Here is a 15,885-nt window from a genome sequence, read left to right on the forward strand (position 1 = left end):
TACGGGGTGACCATGAGCGCCAACGGGCCGAACCAGACCATCGGGTTCACCACCATCTCGCGGACCGTCGCCTCGCTCGCCGTCGGCGTGGTGCACACCCTGGAACGCGCCGTGATCGGCGACGCCCGGATGCGGACCGCCCGGGGCAACGCCTGGGAGGCGGTCTGCGCCGACCGGGCCCGGGCCGCGCAGCGCCGGGACCTGGACCGCCTGGTGGCCGACCTGGCCGCCGCCCGCGCCGTGGCCACCGAGCGGCGCGGCGCGCGGGACGCCCAACCGGTCAGCTGACCGTCGGGTCCTCGCCCCGGTCCAGCGCCTCCCAGGCGTCCCGGGTGCCCCGCTCGACCGCCGGCCGGTCCGGGCCGGACGGGGCCGTCGAGCGGACCGGCCGCTCGTAGCGGGCACCCATCGCCGGCCAGCCCGCGCCCCGCAGCGCGGTGAGCACGCCGCCGACGGCCGCGACCAGCCCGCCGACCAGCACCAGCGCCGGCCACTGCCGGCTCACCCCGGCGAGGGCGGTCAGGCCGTAGCCGCCGCCGGCCGCCACGGCCAGCCCGACCAGCGTCAGCAGGCCGCCCAGCAGCCGCCGGACCCGGCCCCGGGTGGCCAGCACCGCGCCGCCGCCGGCCAGCCCGACCAGGGCCAGCGCCGAGACCCACGGCAGCAGGTCCGTGCCGGTGCGGGTGTGCCGGGTGGGCGGCAGCGAACCCCGGGCGGTCAGCTCGACCGACCACGTCCGGGTCACCGCCCAGAGGGCCAGGCCGGCCCCGACCAGGCAGAGCAGCACCGCGTACGCCAGCTCGCGCCGGCCCCGCGCGGCGGGCGAACCGGTGGCGGGCGAGCCGGTGGTCGGTGCGGTCATCGGGCCGGCCGGAGGGTCTCGGCGGCGGCGATCGCGGCGAGCACCGCGGCGGCCTTGTTCCGGGTCTCCTGCTCCTCGGCGGCCGGATCGGAATCGGCCACCACCCCCGCGCCGGCCTGCACGTACGCCCGGCCCTCCCGGATCAGCGCGGTACGGATGGCGATGGCCATGTCCAGGTCGCCGCCGAAGCCGAAGTAGCCGACGGTGCCGCCGTACAGGGCCCGACGGACCGGCTCCAGCTCCTCGATGATCTCCATGGCCCGCACCTTCGGCGCCCCGGAGAGGGTGCCGGCGGGGAAGGTCGCGGCGAGCGCGTCGAAGGCGGTGCGGTCGGCGCGCAGCTCGCCCACCACCGTAGAGACGATGTGCATGACGTGGCTGTACCGCTCGATGGTGGCGAACTCGGGCACCTCGACGGTGCCCGGGCGGCAGACCCGGCCCAGGTCGTTGCGGCCCAGGTCGACCAGCATGACGTGCTCGGAGCGCTCCTTCGGGTCGGCGAGCAGCTCGGCGGCGAGCCGGGCGTCCGCCTCCGGGGAACCGCCGCGCGGTCGGGTACCGGCGATCGGGTGCAGCAGCGCCCGCCGCCGCCCGTCCGCGCCGGTGCTCACCTTGAGGTGCGCCTCGGGCGAGGAGCCGACGATGTCGAAGCCGTCGAAGCGCAGCAGGTACATGTACGGGCTGGGGTTGGTGGTGCGCAGCACCCGGTAGACGTCGAGCGGATCGGCGTGGGTCGGCCGCTCGAAGCGCTGGCTGAGCACGATCTGGAAGCACTCGCCGGCCCGGATCGCCTCCTGGGCCGCCGCCACCGCCTTCGGGTAGCCGCCGTCGGGCGTGCGGCTGACCACGTCGCCGAGCGGGGGCCGGGCAACCGTCGAGATCATGGGCGGAATCGGTCGGGACAGCGCGCCGGTCATCGCGTCCAGCCGCCCCACCGCGTGGTGGTACGCCGCCGTGACCAGGGCCTCCCGGTCGGGCGCGTCGAGCGGGGGCAGGACCGCGTTGGCGACCAGGATCGCCGAGCCGTCGTAGTGGTCGAGCACCACCAGGTCGGTGGCGAGCATCAGGCCCAGCTCGGGCACGTCGAGGTCGTCCTCGGTCAGCTCCGGGAGCCGCTCGAAGCGGCGCACGAGGTCGTACCCGAGGTAGCCGACCATGCCGCCGGTGAGCGGCGGCATGCCGCTGGCCGGGTCCCAGGCGGGGCCGGCCAGGGCGGCCACGGTCTCGCGGAGCACCGTTACCGGGTCGCCGGAGGCCGGTACGCCGGCCGGCGGCGCGCCGGCCCAGACCGCCGCGCCGTCCCGCTCGGTCAGCGTGGCGCTGCTGCGGACGCCGATGAACGAGTAGCGGGACCAGGCCATCCCGGCCGAGCCGACGCCCTGCTCGGCCGACTCCAGCAGGAACGTGCCCGGGCCGCCGGCCAGCTTGCGGTAGACGCCCACCGGGGTCTCCGCGTCGGCGAGCAGCCGGCGGGTGACCGGCACGACCCGCCAGCGGGCCGCCAGGTCGGCGAAGGTGGCCGGGTCGGGGCTGACCGTGCCGTCCGTCATGAGGTCGCCTCCGGGGAGCTGACCGGCAGCTCGGTGAAGAAGCAGGTTCGCTGGCCGGTGTGACAGGCGACGCCGACCTGGTCGACGCTGACCAGCAGGGCGTCCCCGTCGCAGTCCAGCGCCACGGAGCGGACGTACTGGTGGTGGCCGGAGGTGGCGCCCTTGACCCAGTACTCCTGCCGGCTGCGCGACCAGTAGGTGGCCCGGCCGGTGGTCAGCGTGCGGTGCAGCGCCTCGTCGTCCATCCAGGCGACCATCAGCACCTCGCCCGAGTCGTACTGCCGGACCACCGCGGCCACCAGGCCGTCGGGGGTACGGCGCAGCCGGGCGGCGATCGCCGGGTCGAGCCGGGAGGGTCGGGCCGGGCCGGGGGCCGCGGCACCGCCGGAGTTGGCGGGGGCGCCGGTCACCGGCGCGTCAGAGGCGGGCACAGTGAGCCATTCTCCCGCACGCGGCACCGGCACCGTCGACGTGTCCCGGGAGGCGGGCGCGGGATCGTCGAGCGCGCCGGTCAGTTGCCCCAGGTAACGGTCCAGCCGGCCGTCCAGCAGGGCCTCCGCCAGGTCCGCGCCGGCCGTCGCGGCGATCTCCTCGGCGTACGGGCGGACCAGCGGGACGATGCCGCTGACCAGCCGGCCGGCGGCGGCGCTGAGCTCGCCGACGGCGCCCGGGCGCAGCCCCAGGCAGAGCAGCATGTCGTCGCGGTAGCCGGGCGGGGCGACCGGCAGGTCCAGCGCGGCGGCGAGCGCGTCCCGGCGGGAGACCACCCGGACCGACGGGTTGACCAGCCGCAGCACGGACGGGCAGAGCCGGGCCAGGTCGGCGGCGGCGAGCCGGACGCCCAACGGGTCGTCGGCCCGCCGGGCGGCGGCGACCTTGCCGAGGGTGGCGATCAACTCCTCCAGCCGCGGCTCGTCGGCGGGCTGGCAGAGCACCGGCAGGTCGATCCGGCGGCGCCACTCGGGCACCGCCCAGATCAGCCGGGCCGGCGCGGTGACCGGCAGCCCGAACGCCCAGTCCGCCGGCTGGCCGAGCCGGCGGACCCAGGACCGGACGTCCCGGGCGGCCACCGACACGTGCACGAGGCGACCGCCGAACTCGGCCAGGTACGCCTGGTGTGCCGCGTACGGGACGAGGGCGGGGTCCGCCGTGGGCTGCTCCGGGTCGTCGCCGGAGTACTCCTCGTCGGCCACGACCAGCACGTCCACGTCCACGTCGCTGTGCTCGGTGGCGGCCAGGCGGGCGTGACTGCCGCGCAGCATGATGCCGACGACCGGTCGGTCGGCGGCCTGCCGAAGGCGGACGGCCCAGTCGTCGAGGAATCCGGACTCGGGCAGCGGAGCGGGTCCCACGGCGACATGGTGCCGGACGTCCGATCTTCGGCGCAATGACCGCTGGCTGACCGGATGTCCGGTGCGATAGCTATCGACCGATGAATCTCATTGCTGCCTCGGGGTACCTTTCTCCAGCGGCCGCGCCGGGGGGCACCGCCTCGTCGAGTCGGGCCAACTGCTCCGGGCTGAGCCGGAGGTCAGCCGCCGCCGCGTTCTCCTCGAGGTAGCGGACCCGCTTGGTGCCGGGGATGGTCAGGATGTCGTCACCCTGGGCGAGCAGCCAGGCCAGCGCCACCTGAGCCGGCGTCGCGTCGACCTCGTCGGCAACCGCCCGCACCTGGTCGACCAGCTTGAGGTTGGCGTCCAGGTTGCCCTCGGCGAACCGGGGCGCCCCGGCCCGCCAGTCGTTGCCGGTGAGCTGCTCCCGGCTGGTGATCGTGCCGGTGAGCAGCCCCCGCCCGACCGGCGAGTACGCCACCAGGGACACGCCCAGTTCCCGGCAGGTGGCCCGCATCTCCCCCTCGACGTCCCGGCTGAACAGGGAGTACTCCATCTGCACGGCGGCGATCGGGTGCACCGCGTGGGCGGCGCGCAGGGTGGCCGGGCTGACCTCGGACAGGCCGATCAGCCGCACCTTGCCGGCCCGGACGAGGTCCGCCATCGCGCCGACGGTCTCCTCGATCGGCGTCGCCGGGTCGCGCCGGTGCAGGTAGTACAGGTCGATGGTGGCCACCCCGAGCCGGCCCAGCGAGGCGTCGCAGGCCTGCTTCGCCCAGGCCGCGCTGCTGTCCACGTACGCGCCGGGCGTGCCGGTGCCGCCGAAGCTGTCGCCGGTGGTGCGGTTGCCGAACTTGGTGGCCAGGAACACCTCGTCCCGGCGGGCCCGCACCACCGGGGCGAGCAGCCGCTCGTTCGCCCCGAAGCCGTACATGTCGGCGGTGTCCAGGTGGTTGACGCCCAGGTCGAGGGCCCGGTGCAGGGTACGCGTCGACTCGGCGTCGTCGGCGCCCCCGTACGCGAAGCTCATGCCCATGCAGCCCAGGCCGATCGCCGAAACCTCGGGTCCGCTCGCGCCCACTCGTCGCCGGATCATGCCAGTTCCTCCTCCGCCCTGCGGTACGCGTCGATCTTGTAGTCGAGCACCCTGAGGTCCTCCTCCAGCTCGGCCATCCGGGCCAGCACCCGGGCGCGGTGCGCCTCGAACAGCGCCCGCCGGGCGCCGAGCGTCCGATCGCCCTGCCGGGCCAGCTCGGCGTAGCGGCGCATGTCCCGCACCGGCATCCCGGTCCGCCGCAGCCGGGTGAGCAGGAGCAGCCAGTTGACGTCGGACTCGGTGTAGCGCCGACGGCCCGCGGAGTCCCGCCCGACCGGGGCGACCAGGCCCTCCTGCTCGTACCAGCGCAGCGTGTAGGTGGTCAGGCCGACCCGCTCCGCCGCCTCACCCACGGTGAGGCTCATCTCCCGCGTGCTGATGTCCACGCACCCCAGGCTTCCAGTTCGAGCGCACTCGAAGTCAACCGTTGCGCCGAGCGGCATAACTCAACTAGCGTTGAGTTCAACACCTGATGAGTTTTGGAGGCGGGCATGGACGACGCGGTCGTGGTCCGTGACCTGGTGGTCGACCGGGGCCGGCGGCGGGTGCTCCAGGGCATCTCCTGCGCGGTGCCGCGCGGCGCGGTCACCGGGCTGCTCGGGCCCAGCGGCAGCGGCAAGACCACCCTGATGCGCGCGATCGTCGGGGTGCAGACCGTCAACTCGGGCGCGGTCACCGTGCTCGGCCGACCGGCCGGCACGGCGGAGCTGCGCCACCGGGTCGGCTACCTCACCCAGGCGCCCAGCGTCTACGCCGACCTGACCGTCCGGGAGAACGCGCGCTACTTCGCGGCGCTGCAGGGGCGCGGCCGGGCCGAGGCGGACGGCGCGGTGGCCGACGTGGGCCTGGCCGAGGCCGCCGACCAGCTGGTCGGCACGCTCTCCGGCGGCCAGCGCAGCCGCGCCTCGCTGGCCTGCGCCCTGGTCGGTGAGCCGGAGCTGGTCATCCTCGACGAGCCCACCGTCGGTCAGGACCCGGTGCTCCGGGCCGACCTGTGGGCCCGGTTCCACGCCATGGCCGCCACCGGGACCACGCTGCTGGTGTCCAGCCACGTGATGGACGAGGCGGCCCGCTGCGACCGGCTGCTGCTGATCCGGGACGGTCAGCTGATCGCCGACGACACCCCGGACGCGGTCCGCGCCGCCACCGGTGTGCAGGACCTGGAGGAGGCGTTCCTCCGGCTGATCAGATCTCGCGAGGAGGACCGGTGAGCGCGCGGAGTGAACCGGGGCGGCGAGCCCCGCAGTCGCGAACGAGGGAGGCCCGGTCGTGAACCCCCGCATCCTGGCCGCCACCATCGGGCGCATCCTGCGTCAGCTGCGGCACGACCGGCGCACCGTCGCGCTGCTCGTGGTGGTGCCGGCCGTGCTGCTCACCCTGGTCTACTTCATGTACGTCGACCAGCCCCATCCGCCGGGGCAGCCCACGGTCTTCGACCGGGTGGCGCTGATCATGCTGGGCTTCTTCCCGTTCATCATCATGTTCCTGGTGACCAGCATCGCCATGCTGCGGGAGCGCACCACCGGCACCCTGGAGCGGCTGCTCACCACCCCGCTGGGCAAGCTCGACCTGCTCTTCGGCTACGGCATCGCGTTCGGCCTGGCCGGCGTGGTGCAGGCCACCATCGCCTCGGCCGTGGCGTACTGGGTGTTCGGGCTGAGCACCGCCGGCAGCAGCGGACTCGTGATCATGATCGCCGCGATCAACGCGGTGCTCGCGGTCGCGCTCGGGCTGCTCTGTTCCGCCTTCGCCCGGACCGAGTTCCAGGCCGTGCAGTTCATGCCGGTGGTGGTGGCCCCGCAACTGCTGCTCTGCGGGCTCTTCGTGCCCCGGGGGCAGATGGCCGGCTGGCTGCAGGCGATCAGCGACGCGCTGCCCCTGTCGTACGCCGTCGAGGCGCTGCAGGAAGTGGGCGCGCACGCCGAGCCGACCACGACGATGTGGCGGGACGTGGCGATCGTCGCGGGGGCGGCGCTAGTGGCGCTGGTGCTCGGAGCGGCGACGCTGCGCCGGCGCAGCGGCTGACGCCGTTCGTGGCCCGGTCCCGGCCGGGACCGGGCCACGAACGGGGATGACGGAACGAGCGAAGGGCGGCAATGGCACGGCGTACCGGACGGCGACCGGGCAACCCGGGCACGCGGGAGGCGATCCTCGACGCGGCCCGGACCGCGTTCGCCGAGCGCGGCTTCGACGGCGCGTCCATCCGGGCCATCGCCGCCGCCGCTCAGGTGGACCCGGCGCTGGTGCACCACTACTTCGGCACCAAGGAGGAGCTGTTCCGGGCCACCGTGGCGATCCCGGTCGACCCGGCTGACCTGCTGCCGGCCGTGCTGGACGGCGGCCCGGACGGCGTGGGCGAGCGGCTGGTCCGCACCTTCCTGGCGGTCTGGGACTCCCCGGTCGGCGTAGCGGCGGTGGCCCTGCTCCGCTCGGCGGTCGGCAACGAGTGGACCGCGCGGCTGCTGCGCGAGTTCCTGGTCACCCAGGTGCTGCGCCGGGTGCTCGACCAGCTCGACGTCGACCCGGCCGAGCTGCCGCTGCGCGGCGGGCTGGTCGGCACCCAGATGATCGGCCTGGCCATGATGCGGTACGTCATCCGGCTCGAACCGGTCGCCTCCGCCGCCCCGGAGGCCCTGGTCGCCACGATCGGCCCCACCGTCCAGCGCTACCTCACCGGCCCGCTGCCCACCCCACCCACGGAAAGTTGATCAAGAAGTTCGCGTCTCCGGAGGGGGTGGGTTAGCGGGTTTGTTCCAGCCAGGAGGCGTAGAGCAGGGCGTAGACGGAATCCGGGTCCTTGACCAGTTCGTCGTGGGGGCCGCGTTGGACGATGCGGCCCCGGTCCACCACGATCACCTCGTCGGCGGCCTGGGCGGTGGAGAGCCGGTGCGCGATGGCGAGCGTGGTCCGACCCCGGGTGACCGCGTCCAGGGTGCGCTGGAGGCGCACCTCGGTGGCCGGGTCGACCGCGCTGGTCGCCTCGTCCAGCACCAGCAGGTCGGGGTCGGCGACGTACGCCCGGGCCAGCGCGACCAGCTGCCGCTCGCCGACGCTGAGCGCCTCCCCGCGCTCCCCCACCGGGGTGTCCAGCCCGGCCGGCAGCCCGTCCAGCCAGTCGGCCAGACCCAGCTCGGTGAAGGCGGCGGTGAGCTGCGAGTCGGTCAGCTCGGGGCGGGCGAAGCGGACGTTCTCCCCCACCGTCGTGTCGAACAGGAAACCGTCCTGCGGCACCATCACCACCCGGGAGCGCAGCGAGTCGAAGCGCACCTGACGCAGCGACACGCCGGAGAGCAGCACCTCCCCCTCGGTGGGGTCCATCAGCCGGGTGAGCAGCTTGGCGAAGGTGGTCTTGCCGCTGCCGGTCTCGCCGACCACGGCCACCCGGCTCTTCGCCGGGATCTCCAGGGTCACGTCGTGCAACACCGGCGGCCCGCCCGGGTAGGCGAAGGTCACCCCGGCGAAACGGATGTCCAGCGGGCCGGGCGGCAACTCCCGCCCCTGCTTCCCCGGGTCGGCCACGTCCGGCGCGACGTCCAGCACGTCGAGCACCCGGCGCCAACCGGCGATCGCGTTCTGCGCCTCGTTGAGCACCTCGGTGGCGATCTGCACCGGCTGGATGAAGAGCGTCACCAGGAACAGGAACGCGGTGAGCTGGCCGATCGACAACGTGCGGTCCACGCCGAGGTTGACTCCGACCACCACCACGCCGGCCAGCGCCAGGCCGGCGGCCAGCTCCCCCACCGAGCTGCCCAAGATGCTGATCCGGATGGCCCGCTGCTGGGCCTGCCGCTGCCCCTCGATCGCCGCGTCCAGCCGCCGGGCGGTCCGCCCGGCGATCCCGTACGCCCGGATCACCGGGGCGCCCACCACGCTCTCGCCGATGGTGCCGAGCAGCGTGCCCATCCGCTGGCGGACCAGGCCGTACGCGGCGGCCAGCCGGCGCTGGAGCAGCCGGATCACCAGCACCGCCGGGGCGAACGCGCCGAGCACCACCAGGGTGAGCTGCCAGGAGTACGCCAGCATCACGGCCGTGGTCACCGCCAGCTGGCCCAGGTTGACGATCAGGATCACGCCGCCCCACTGGAGGAACTGGGTGATCTGGTCCACGTCGCTGGTGACCCGGGAGACCAGCGAGCCCCGCCGCTCGGACTGCTGGTGCAGCATGGACAGGTCGTGCACGTGCCGGAAGGCCCGGGTACGCACCCCGGCGAGGGCGGTCTCGCTCACCGTGAAGAGCCGGCGCATCATCAGGTAGCCGCAGGCGGTGGTGACCACCAGCACGGCGGCGGCGGCGACCACGGTCAGCGTGACCACGTCCAGGTCGAGGCCACCGACGATGCCGTGGTCGATGCCGCGCTGCACGGCCACCGGCACGGCGACCCGGCCGATCATGTAGACCAGCGCCAGCCCGAGCGTGCCGGCCAACCCGGTCTTCAGCTCCGGGGAGAGCGCGAGCCCGCGCCGCAGCGTCCGCCAGGTCGACTCGGTCGCTTCGGCCGGCCGATCCGCCTCCACAGTCGTGCTCACCGAGCCCGCCTTTCGTTCGCGACTGCGGGGCTCCGCTCCGCTGCACTCCTCGCGCTCACCGAGCCCGCCTTTCGTTCGCGACTGCGGGGCTCCGCTCCGCTGCACTCCTCGCGCTCACCGGTCAACCTCGACTTCCAGGCCGGAGGTCAACGGGGTGACCTCGTCGTACGGGCGGGGCTGCTCGCGTTCCTGCTCGGCCTGCTCGTACGCGGTGACCAGGTCGGCGTAGCCGGGCACGGTGGCGAGCAGCTCGGCGTGCGTGCCGCGGGCGAGCACCCGCCCGTGCTCGACGTAGATCACCTCGTCCGCGAGCGCGATGGTGGCCCGGCGGTACGCGACCACCAGGATCGACGCGGGTGCGCTGCGGCCATGATTCGGCCTCCGCGCCGCTTGGTGGCGCTCCGAACCGGATGAAGGCCGGTCCGCCGGGGTGCGCAGCCCGGCCAGGATGGCCGCCTCCACCCGGGGGTCGACGGCGCTGGTGGCGTCGTCGAGCACCAGCAGCCGCGGCCGGCCGGCGAGTGCCCGGGCCAGGGTGAGCCGCTGCCGCTGGCCGCCGGAGAGCGAGGTGCCGCGCTCGCCGACCATGGTGTCCAGCCCGTCGGGGAGCGCGGCGACGAAGCCGTCCGCCTCGGCGAGCCGCAGCGCCGCCCAGACCTCCTCGTCACCGACGCCGGGCCGGTCCAGGGCGATGTTGGCCCGGACGGTGTCGTCGAAGACGAACGGGACCTGGGCGACCAGGGCCACGTTCGCGGCGAGCGAGGCCGCCGTGAGGTCGCGGACGTCGACGCCGTCCAGGGTGACCGTGCCGGTGCCCGGGTCGACCAGCCGGACGGCGAGCGAGGCGATGGTGGACTTGCCGGCCCCGGTTGGGCCGACCAGGGCGACGATCTTCCCCGCCGGCACGGTGAAGGAGACCGCGCCGAGCACCTGCGCGCCGGGCAGGTGCGCCTCGGCCGGCTCGTAGCCGAAGTGGACGTCGCGGAAGGCGAGGGTGGCCGGCGTGGGCGTGGCCGGGTCGAGCGTCGCCTCGCCGTACGGCATCTCGCCGGTGGCGTCGAGGACCCGGCGCACCCGGTCCCAGCCGGCGACGCTGCGCGGCAGCTCGGCCAGCACCCAGCCGATGGCCCGGACCGGGAAGGCCAGCACGGTGAACAGGAAGGCGACGCTGACCAGCTCGGTCACGTCGATCGCGCCCTGCCGGAGCCGGACCGCGCCGACCACCAGTACGGCCAGGGTGCCGAGGCTGGGCAGGGTCTCCAGCATCGGGTCGAAGACGCCACGCAGCTTCCCGACGGAGATCAGCGCGTCGCGCAGCTCCCCGGCGCGGGCGCCGAACCGGGCCGTCTCCTGCGCCTCGCGACCCATCGTCTTGACCACCAGCGCGCCGTCGAAGCTCTCGTGCGCGATGCCGCTGACCTCGGCGCGCAGCCGCTGGGCGCGGGCCTGGCGGGGGGCCATCCGGCGGGAGTAGACCACGTTGAGGGCGAACAGCGCCGGGAAGACGGCGAGGCCGACCAGGGCCAGCGCCCAGTCGGTGAGGAACAGCGAGACCACGGCGCCGACCAGCATCACCAGGGTGCCGACCGCGAACGGCAGCGGCGCGATCGGATACCAGGCCGCCTCGACGTCGGAGTTGGCGTTGGAGAGCAGGGTGCCGGTGGCGTTGCGGTGGTGCCAGGCCAGCGGCAGGTCGAGGTAGCGGCGGGTGACCCGGCGGCGGTAGGCGGCCTGGAGCCGGTACTGCATGTAGCCGGCACCGAGCCGGCGGCCGAAGATGCCGACCACCCGCAGCACGCTGATCCCGAACAGCGCGGCCGCGGCCAGCGCGAGGACGCCACCGGCCACCGAGCCGCGGGCGACGGCCGGGACCACCACCTTGCCGACCACCCCGCCGACGACGTACGCGCTGGCGATCACCATGAGGCCGAAGAGCACGCTGCCGGCCACCGCGACCCCGAAGATCCGGGGTTGTTCCCGGATGGCCCGGCCGAGTACCCGCAGTCCCCTGCCGAGCACGTCCCGACTTGTCCCGCTCGCCACGCTCTCCCCCGCCGTAAGCCGCAATTTTCTCCCTCATCCTTACCGCTCGGCGCCAGATCCGCCGACCCGGAGGGCGTATGTCCGACGTCACCTTCCCGCACCGGCCACCCTGACCAGGGCGGTTCGTGGCGCCGCGCCCGACCGGTGGCCGCCGGCGCGGCGCCGCCGGCCGTGCCGTCCCGGTGGCCGGGCCGCCACCGGCCTACGATCGGGCCATGCCGCGGTACGCCCGATCGGAGCGCGAGGCGCTCGCCGATCTGCTGCTGGACCTGGGACCGGACGCGCCGACGATCGACGAGGGGTGGCGCACCCGCGACCTCGCGGCGCACCTGACGGTGCGCGAGCGCCGGCCGGACGCCGCCGCCGGTATCCTGCTGCGGCCGCTGCGCCGGTACGGTGAGGCGGTCCGCCGGCGCACGGCCGCGGGACCGTACGCGGAGCTGGTGGCGCGGGTGCGCCGCCCGCCGGTGTGGAGCCCGGTCAGCAACCCGCTCACCGACGAACTGGTCAACACCCTGGAGTTCTTCATCCACCACGAGGACGTCCGCCGGGCGCAGCCGGGGTGGCTGCCGCGGGACCTGCCGGCGGGGTTCCAGGCGGTGCTCTGGAAGCGGGCCGCGGGGATGGCCCGGTTGGCGCTGCGCCGCTTCCCGGCGGACCTGCTGGTCCAGGCGCCGGGGTTCGGCGAGCGCACCGCCGGCCGGGGCGGCGACCGGCTGCGGGTGGTGGGCGCGCCCGGCGAGCTGGTGCTCTTCCTCTCCGGCCGGCAGCGGGTGGCGCGGGTGCAGGTGGACGGCCCGTCCGCGGCGGCCGAACGGTTGCGGGCGGCCAGCCTGGGCTTCTGACGGATGAGCGGAAGCGGTCACCACGAGATGTGAAACCGCCCACGACCCGACCACCACGGCTGATCATTCCTGTCGTACGCTCTCGGCCACCGCCCCATTACCGAGGGCGGCGGGACAGGGGGACGGATGCGGAGCTTCGCGGTCTCGGCACTGCGCGAACCCCCCTTTCCGGCGCGCCGGCACCCCGCTGTCGAACTGGCCGCCGGGGAGAGCGCCGGCTGGGTACGCGAGCTGGGCCTGATCGACGATCCGGCCGGGCTGCGCCGGCTGGCCGGTGCCAACCCGGCGGAACTGGCCGGCCGGGCCTGCCCGGGTGGGCCGCTGGACCGGCTGCGCCTGCTCACCGACCTGATCTCCTGGCTGTTCGTGATGGACGACGCCTGCGACGAGGACGGCCTGGGCGCCAGCCCGACACGGCTCGCGCCCACGGTGGCGGGCCTGCTGGAGGTGCTCGACCGGCAGGGCGACCCGGACGCGCCGGCGCCGGTCGGCGCCGGACCGCTCGGCGTCGCGCTGCACGACCTGTGCCGGCGGGCGCGCGCCCGGCAGCGGCCGGCCCTGCTGCTGCGGCTGGTCAGCCAGTTGCGGGAGTATCTGCTGGCGCTGCTCTGGGAGGCGGCCAACCGGGAGCACCGGCGGGTACCGGGGGTGGCCGAGTACGTGCAGATGCGCCGGCACACCGGCGGGGCCCGGCCCAGCTTCACCCTCACCGAACTGGCGTACGACGCGGTGCCGGAGCCGGGGCGGCGGGCGGATCCGGCGCTGGCCGCCGTGGACGACCTCGCCGCCGATCTGGTCTGCTGGTGCAACGACCTCTTCTCGTACGGCAAGGAGCGCAGCAGCGCGCCGGACGGCCACAACCTGGTCACCACGATCGCGGGCGAGACCGAGCAGGACGAGGAGTCGGCGCTGCGTGCGGCGGCCGCCCGGTTCAACGCGGCGCTGGTGGCGTACGGGGAACGGGAGTCGGCGCTGGCCGCGGGGGGCGACGAGGCGGTCCTGGCCTTCCTGACCACCCGGCGGAACTGGATCCGGGCCACCTACGACTGGTCGCTCGCCGCGTCCCGGTACGCCTGACCGGGCCGGTCGCCGCCCGGGGGACGCCGGTCGCGCCGCAGGCACCAGGGCTAGCCGCCGCCCCGGTGGAGGCAATACTCTTCGGTAACCGCAGAATGGCGTGACCTCCGTCACGTCCCTCCACCCTGAAGGCGGCTGCAGCGATGGCTCTCGATGTACCGTACCGTTCCATCCCCGACATGTTCCTCAAACGCGTGGCGGCCACCCCGGCCAGTCCCGCGTTCGCCCACCCCGCCGCGGACGACTCGGGGCCGGTGTGGTTGAGCTGGGAGCAGGTCGGGCGGCGCGCCAAGGCGGTCGCGGCCGGGCTGCACGGGCTCGGCGTCGGCCTGGAGGACCCGGTGGCGATCCTGGCGAACACCCGGCTCGAATGGGTGATCGCCGACTTCGGCATCATGTGCGCGGGCGGGGCCACCACCACCGTCTACCCGACCACCGAGCCGGAGGACGCCACCTACATCATCTCCGACTCCGGCTCGCGGATCCTCTTCGCCGAGAACCCGGCCCAGGCCGCGAAGGTCGCCGGCGCGGAGTTGCCGGCGCTGACCCACGTGGTGCTCTTCGACGGCGAGCCCGACCCGGCCGCGGCGGTCCCGCAGCTCACCCTGACCGAGCTGGAGGCGCGGGGAGCCCGGGCGCTGGAGAACGAGCCGGAACTGATCGACATGCTGGTCGCCGGCATCGGCCCGGACCACCTGGCCACCCTCATCTACACCTCCGGCACCACGGGCCGACCGAAGGGCGTCGAGCTGCTGCACGGGGGCTGGTGCTGGGAGGGAGTCGCGCAGGCCGAGCTGGGGCTGCTGCACTTCGACGACCTCCAGTACCTCTGGCTGCCGCTGTCGCACTCCTTCGGCAAGACGCTGCTCTGCGGCGTCACCCACGTCGGCCTGCCCACGTACGTCGACGGGCGGGTGGAGAAGCTGGTCGAGCTGCTCGGGGTGGTCCGGCCGACGCTGATGTGCGGCGCGCCCCGGGTCTTCGAGAAGGTCTACAACAAGGTGGTCACCACGGCCCAGGACGCCGGGGGCGCGAAGGCGAAGATCTTCGCCTGGGGCGTCGCGGTGGGCAAGGAGAAGGTCGCGCTGGAGCAGGCCGGCAAGCCGCTCCCCCTCGGCCTGAAGCTGAGGTACGCGGTGGCCGAGAAACTGGTCTTCAGCAAGCTCCAGGCCCGGCTCGGCGGCCGGATCCGGGTGCTCGTCTCCGGCGCGGCCCCGCTGAGCAAGGAGATCGGCACCTTCTTCGCCGCCGCCAACCTGCCCATCTCCGAGGGGTACGGCCTCACCGAGACCAGCGCCGGCAACTTCGTCAACCCGCCGGGCGGGCTGCGTATCGGCACCGTCGGCAAGGCGATGGGCGACCTGGAGTGCCGGATCGACAGCGACGGCGAGATCCTGCTCCGCGGCCGGCCGGTGATGCGCGGCTACCACAACCTGCCCGAGGAGACCGCCGCCGCGTTCACCGAGGACGGCTTCTTCCGCACGGGGGACATCGGCAGCCTGGACGACGACGGCTACCTGCGGATCACCGACCGGAAGAAGGACCTGGTCAAGACGTCGGGCGGGAAGTACATCGCACCGTCGCACATCGAGGGCATGTTCAAGGCCATCTGCCCGTACACCTCGCAGGCCGTGGTGATCGGGCAGGCCCGCAACTACTGCACCATGCTGGTCACCCTCGACCCGGACGCGATCAAGGGCTGGGCGGCCGGCGGCCCGCTGGAGGGTCGCGACTACACCGGGATAGTCACCTCGCCGGAGGCCCAGGCGATGGTCGACGGCTACGTGGCGGAGCTGAACGCCAAGCTCAACCGCTGGGAGACGATCAAGAAGGTGACCATCCTCCCCCGCGACCTCACCATCGAGGACGGTGAGGTCACCCCGTCGCTGAAGATCAAGCGCCGGGGCGTGGAGAGCAACTTCGCCGCCGAGATCGAGAAGATGTACGCGGGCACCCTCGCCGAGCTGTAGCCGACCGTACCGTCCGGCGGCCGTGCCCCACCGTCCCGGGGCACGGCCGTCGGTCCTTCCGGCGGTCGTCGGCCGCGGTCACAGCTGGTGCTGGCGCCACCGGGTCTGCTCCATCTCGACGGCGATCTGCTCCTCCAGCGCGAGCTGCGACGAGCGGGCCGTCCCGCCGGGCTGGTCCACGAACGCGCCCGGAATGCTCAGCACCAGCAGGAAGGTGGCGGCCCCGATGACGAAGCCGACCACCGGCAGCACGCCCTGGTCGGCCCGGACCAGGTTGCCGAGGCCGGCGAAGCCTTGCCAGCACCACCAGAGCAGCGCCAGCACGAGCAGGGCATGGAACAGGTTGACCCAGCTGGGCTGGCTCGCGGTCAGGCCGGTGACGGTGAGGAACGCGAAGACGAAGACGAGGTCGAAGAAGAGCTCCAGCCGCGTAACCCGGGACCCCGGCGCGCCGAGCCGGACCACGCTCGCCCACCGGGTGCCGCCGCTGTTCCTCACCCGCGCAGTTTTGCAGCCGGTGCGGCCCCCCGAGTGCGATCCGGGCAGGCTGGTCGGTGCCGGCGGCGATCTGGCGCCCGCCGTCC

14 protein-coding genes and 2 pseudogenes are annotated in these 15,885 nt (G+C 74.2%); 7 read left to right on the forward strand and 9 right to left on the reverse strand.

The genetic code is table 11. The features are described from left to right. Positions 1 to 12: 12 nt before the first annotated feature. Positions 13 to 288, forward strand: coding sequence for a hypothetical protein (locus ACFYM6_RS03860; RefSeq protein WP_387271988.1), 276 nt, complete (start codon positions 13 to 15; stop codon positions 286 to 288). On the opposite strand, the gene ACFYM6_RS03865 is transcribed toward ACFYM6_RS03860, so the two are convergent. The 6 genes and pseudogenes from ACFYM6_RS03865 to ACFYM6_RS03890 form a co-directional block, all read right to left on the reverse strand. Continuing rightward, positions 281 to 862: a Trp biosynthesis-associated membrane protein gene (locus tag ACFYM6_RS03865; protein WP_387271990.1), complete on the reverse strand. Its 582-nt coding sequence runs from the start codon at positions 860 to 862 to the stop codon at positions 281 to 283. The genes ACFYM6_RS03860 and ACFYM6_RS03865 overlap by 8 nt on opposite strands. Beyond that, a complete protein-coding gene (locus tag ACFYM6_RS03870; protein WP_387271991.1) occupies positions 859 to 2,412 on the reverse strand; it encodes an anthranilate synthase component I in 1,554 nt (517 codons plus the stop codon). Before ACFYM6_RS03870 ends, ACFYM6_RS03865 begins: the two co-directional genes overlap by 4 nt. Continuing rightward, a complete protein-coding gene (hisI, locus tag ACFYM6_RS03875; protein WP_387272780.1) occupies positions 2,409 to 2,843 on the reverse strand; it encodes a phosphoribosyl-AMP cyclohydrolase in 435 nt (144 codons plus the stop codon). Before hisI ends, ACFYM6_RS03870 begins: the two co-directional genes overlap by 4 nt. Positions 2,844 to 3,023: 180 nt before the next feature. Beyond that, positions 3,024 to 3,674, reverse strand: a pseudogene (locus tag ACFYM6_RS03880) (phosphoribosyl-AMP cyclohydrolase); the annotation flags it as partial. A gap of 160 nt (positions 3,675 to 3,834) precedes the next feature. Beyond that, positions 3,835 to 4,839: an aldo/keto reductase gene (locus tag ACFYM6_RS03885; protein ID WP_387271993.1), complete on the reverse strand. Its 1,005-nt coding sequence runs from the start codon at positions 4,837 to 4,839 to the stop codon at positions 3,835 to 3,837. After that, entirely contained in the window at positions 4,836 to 5,225 is a 390-nt protein-coding gene (locus ACFYM6_RS03890) for a MerR family transcriptional regulator (protein WP_357435242.1), read from the reverse strand. Before ACFYM6_RS03890 ends, ACFYM6_RS03885 begins: the two co-directional genes overlap by 4 nt. 105 nt (positions 5,226 to 5,330) lie before the next feature. Here ACFYM6_RS03890 and ACFYM6_RS03895 point away from each other — a divergent pair, with 105 nt between their 5' ends. The 3 genes from ACFYM6_RS03895 to ACFYM6_RS03905 all read left to right on the forward strand — a co-directional run bounded on the left by ACFYM6_RS03895 (position 5,331) and on the right by ACFYM6_RS03905 (position 7,547). Then, a complete protein-coding gene (locus ACFYM6_RS03895; RefSeq protein WP_357435240.1) occupies positions 5,331 to 6,050 on the forward strand; it encodes an ABC transporter ATP-binding protein in 720 nt (239 codons plus the stop codon). 58 nt (positions 6,051 to 6,108) lie between these two features. Next, the gene (locus tag ACFYM6_RS03900) at positions 6,109 to 6,864 is read left to right on the forward strand and encodes an ABC transporter permease (protein ID WP_387271996.1); all 756 of its coding nucleotides are present in this window, start codon (positions 6,109 to 6,111) and stop codon (positions 6,862 to 6,864) included. Positions 6,865 to 6,935: 71 nt separating this feature from the next. Next, entirely contained in the window at positions 6,936 to 7,547 is a 612-nt protein-coding gene (locus ACFYM6_RS03905) for a TetR family transcriptional regulator (protein WP_387271998.1), read from the forward strand. 31 nt (positions 7,548 to 7,578) lie between these two features. Here ACFYM6_RS03905 and ACFYM6_RS03910 read toward each other — a convergent pair whose 3' ends face one another. Together ACFYM6_RS03910 and ACFYM6_RS03915 are read right to left on the reverse strand one after the other, a co-directional pair. Continuing rightward, positions 7,579 to 9,366, reverse strand: coding sequence for an ABC transporter ATP-binding protein (locus ACFYM6_RS03910; RefSeq protein WP_387272000.1), 1,788 nt, complete (start codon positions 9,364 to 9,366; stop codon positions 7,579 to 7,581). A gap of 114 nt (positions 9,367 to 9,480) precedes the next feature. After that, a complete protein-coding gene (locus ACFYM6_RS03915) occupies positions 9,481 to 11,409 on the reverse strand; it encodes an ABC transporter ATP-binding protein (RefSeq protein ID WP_387272002.1) in 1,929 nt (642 codons plus the stop codon). A gap of 215 nt (positions 11,410 to 11,624) precedes the next feature. On the opposite strand from ACFYM6_RS03915, the gene ACFYM6_RS03920 reads away from it, so the two are divergent. From ACFYM6_RS03920 to ACFYM6_RS03930, 3 genes are all read left to right on the forward strand, one after another. Continuing rightward, positions 11,625 to 12,254 carry a TIGR03085 family metal-binding protein gene (locus ACFYM6_RS03920; protein WP_387272004.1) on the forward strand — a complete coding sequence of 210 codons (630 nt, stop codon included), beginning with the start codon at positions 11,625 to 11,627 and terminating at the stop codon, positions 12,252 to 12,254. Between the two features lie 126 nt (positions 12,255 to 12,380). Further along, the gene (locus ACFYM6_RS03925; RefSeq protein ID WP_387272006.1) at positions 12,381 to 13,331 is read left to right on the forward strand and encodes a terpene synthase; all 951 of its coding nucleotides are present in this window, start codon (positions 12,381 to 12,383) and stop codon (positions 13,329 to 13,331) included. Positions 13,332 to 13,474: 143 nt separating this feature from the next. Beyond that, complete coding sequence (locus ACFYM6_RS03930) at positions 13,475 to 15,301, forward strand: AMP-dependent synthetase/ligase (RefSeq protein ID WP_387272008.1); 1,827 nt, start codon at positions 13,475 to 13,477, stop codon at positions 15,299 to 15,301. A gap of 156 nt (positions 15,302 to 15,457) precedes the next feature. Here the strand turns inward: ACFYM6_RS03930 and ACFYM6_RS03935 are convergent. Then, a pseudogene (locus tag ACFYM6_RS03935) lies at positions 15,458 to 15,799 on the reverse strand (low temperature requirement protein A); the annotation flags it as partial. Positions 15,800 to 15,885 lie beyond the last annotated feature (86 nt).

The organism is Micromonospora sp. NPDC006431 (assembly GCF_042870725.1).
In the GTDB taxonomy this organism is placed as follows: domain Bacteria; phylum Actinomycetota; class Actinomycetes; order Mycobacteriales; family Micromonosporaceae; genus Micromonospora.

Bases quoted from the DNA above. Each gene is read 5' to 3' on its own strand.
- ACFYM6_RS03925 (WP_387272006.1), top strand. From the start codon at position 12,381: ATGCGGAGCTTCGCGGTCTCGGCACTGCGCGAACCCCCCTTTCCGGCG.
- ACFYM6_RS03870 (WP_387271991.1), bottom strand. From the start codon at position 2,412: ATGACGGACGGCACGGTCAGCCCCGACCCGGCCACCTTCGCCGACCTG.
- ACFYM6_RS03865 (WP_387271990.1), bottom strand. From the start codon at position 862: ATGACCGCACCGACCACCGGCTCGCCCGCCACCGGTTCGCCCGCCGCG.
- ACFYM6_RS03860 (WP_387271988.1), top strand. From the start codon at position 13: ATGAGCGCCAACGGGCCGAACCAGACCATCGGGTTCACCACCATCTCG.
- ACFYM6_RS03905 (WP_387271998.1), top strand. From the start codon at position 6,936: ATGGCACGGCGTACCGGACGGCGACCGGGCAACCCGGGCACGCGGGAG.
- ACFYM6_RS03885 (WP_387271993.1), bottom strand. From the start codon at position 4,839: ATGATCCGGCGACGAGTGGGCGCGAGCGGACCCGAGGTTTCGGCGATC.
- ACFYM6_RS03930 (WP_387272008.1), top strand. From the start codon at position 13,475: ATGGCTCTCGATGTACCGTACCGTTCCATCCCCGACATGTTCCTCAAA.
- ACFYM6_RS03895 (WP_357435240.1), top strand. From the start codon at position 5,331: ATGGACGACGCGGTCGTGGTCCGTGACCTGGTGGTCGACCGGGGCCGG.
- ACFYM6_RS03920 (WP_387272004.1), top strand. From the start codon at position 11,625: ATGCCGCGGTACGCCCGATCGGAGCGCGAGGCGCTCGCCGATCTGCTG.